1 protein-coding gene is annotated in these 1,129 nt (G+C 70.0%); it reads right to left on the minus strand.

Annotated elements, in window-relative coordinates; all coding sequences use genetic code 11:
* Positions 1-1,129: hypothetical protein (locus tag FJV41_RS52970; RefSeq protein WP_181791522.1), on the minus strand; the 1,129-nt coding region annotated here is incomplete at both ends.

Here is a 1,129-nt window from a genome sequence, read left to right on the forward strand (position 1 = left end):
CTTCCAGACAGGCCCTCCAGCCCCATCCCGCCCCCAACGCGAGCCCGAGCGAGACCCACGGAACCAGCTTCTCCGGATAGCGGAAGGGGCGCCAGGGCGGCAGCAGTTGATAGACCCAACCATAGACAGGCAGCGCGTTTCCCAGACAGAGGGCCAGCAGCAGAAGCCAGACACCCGCGAGAACCCAGGCCCGAGGCTGTCTCGCGGAGGTGATGAGCGCCGCCAGCGCGAGGACACACGCGGGCGTCCCCACATAGACGGAATCGACCCAGACCCGACCGAAGCCGCCAGACGGAACGAGGTTGCGGACCACCTCCTCGGGGATGCCGCGCATTCCCTCGACGTCCGCGAGGAAGGGCCCCATGAACAGCTCCCACAAGCGCAGGGGGGCCAGCGCGAAGCGTTGGGCCTCCGCGAGCGACCGGGCTCCGGGCTCTCCGGACCCCGCGAGCGCCGCGGCGGGAAGCAACTGCGGCGCGGCCAACAACCCACCCGTGGCGACCAGCAACGCGCACGTCACCACGCGCCGACGCCAGGTCCCCGCCGCCGGCTCCACGCAAGCCACGAGCACGACGAACCCGTTCACCATGGCGAAGCCCTGCGCGTCACCACCCGCGGCGACCAACGCCAGCAACGCCCCGCCCGCGGCCAGTCTTCCGACGGAAGGGGCCCGCAGGAAGCGGACCGCCGCCCAGAGCGTCGCGGGCACCGCGCTGGCGGACAGCAGGTAGGTCGAGTTGTTGGTGATGGCGACCAGGTAGCCGCAGAATGCAAAGGTGATGGCCGAGAAGAGCGCTCCGGCCCGGGGGACCCGGTACTCCCGCATCAGGGCGTACGTGCCGACCAGCGCCAGCAGATAACAGCTCAAGAAGGTCACGGTCCCCGCGGCGCCGAGCGGCAGCACCAGGTGAAGCAGCGACGTGGGATGGAACGCTCCCGCGTTGATGGCGCCCACGAAGGACTGACCGAAGCCGTCATACGGGAACCACTCCGGCAATTCGAGCGCGGACACCCTCGCGGCCCAGAAGGCCCGCGTCGGATAGAAGACGCGCAGCGTGTCCCCGGCAATGAAGACCCCGCCGCTGGCCACCGCCCGGAAGAAGAACCCCGCGGGCAGCAATACCAGGAG

The organism is Myxococcus llanfairpwllgwyngyllgogerychwyrndrobwllllantysiliogogogochensis, assembly GCF_006636215.1.
GTDB classification, from domain to species: Bacteria; Myxococcota; Myxococcia; order Myxococcales; family Myxococcaceae; genus Myxococcus; species Myxococcus llanfairpwllgwyngyllgogerychwyrndrobwllllantysiliogogogochensis.